This is a genomic window from Comamonas sp. B-9, from assembly GCF_000410635.1.
In the GTDB taxonomy this organism is placed as follows: Bacteria; Pseudomonadota; Gammaproteobacteria; order Burkholderiales; family Burkholderiaceae_C; genus Comamonas.
Genome location: NZ_KE148538.1, coordinates 17,043 through 17,428 on the forward strand (window position 1 = coordinate 17,043; position 386 = coordinate 17,428).

1 pseudogene is annotated in these 386 nt (G+C 69.7%); it reads right to left on the reverse strand.

The features are described 5' to 3' along the window. Positions 1 to 159: 159 nt before the first annotated feature. Positions 160 to 386 (reverse strand): annotated as a pseudogene (locus H928_RS32210) (hypothetical protein); the annotation flags it as partial.

The window sequence follows — 386 nt, forward strand, 5'->3', positions numbered from 1 at the left end:
GCGGCGGCGCAAAGCTGCCGGGGCTTTTGCCGTTCGGAACAAGCGCTGTTCCAGGAGGTGGTCGAAGGCCTCGCGACCTTGGAGCGCAGCGAATACCTGCTCGAAGGCGGCCAGCGCTGCGTCTACCTGGTCCAACCCCTGTAGCCGCTTAGAACAGGCTCAGGCGCAAGCGCTACTGCTGTCGCCCACCGGCTGGGCATCGGTGAGTGACTGCGCCTGCGGCTTGGCCATGCGCAGGCAGACCAGCCAGGCCAGCAAGGCCAGGCCCGCCGCGCCCCAGAGCGCATGCTGCAGGCCCTGGGCATTGGCCTGGCGCAGGGTCTCGGCGCTGGCCCCTTCCAGGCCGGCCAGCGGCGCTGCTGCCAGCATTACCAGCAAGGCCAGGC